The organism is Psychrobacillus antarcticus (genome assembly GCF_029533155.1).
GTDB lineage: Bacteria > Bacillota > Bacilli > Bacillales_A > Planococcaceae > Psychrobacillus > Psychrobacillus antarcticus.
The window spans coordinates 1-299 of record NZ_JAIZDB010000074.1; the positions used below are offsets into that span (position 1 = coordinate 1).

Annotated in this window: 1 rRNA gene; it reads right to left on the reverse strand. The window is 54.8% G+C overall.

From position 1 onward, the window contains the following. A 16S ribosomal RNA gene (locus LDK52_RS19940) occupies positions 1 to 299 on the reverse strand; the annotation flags it as partial.

Consider the following 299-nt stretch of genomic DNA (forward strand, 5'->3'; position numbering starts at 1 on the left):
AGTGTGGCCGATCACCCTCTCAGGTCGGCTACGCATCGTCGCCTTGGTGAGCCGTTACCTCACCAACTAGCTAATGCGCCGCGGGCCCATCCTGTAGTGACAGCCGAAACCGTCTTTTAACATCTCCCCATGAGAGGAAATGGATTATTTGGTATTAGCCCCGGTTTCCCGGAGTTATCCCAATCTACAGGGCAGGTTGCCCACGTGTTACTCACCCGTCCGCCGCTAAATCAGAAGAAGCAAGCTTCTTCGTCATTCGCTCGACTTGCATGTATTAGGCATGCCGCCAGCGTTCGTCC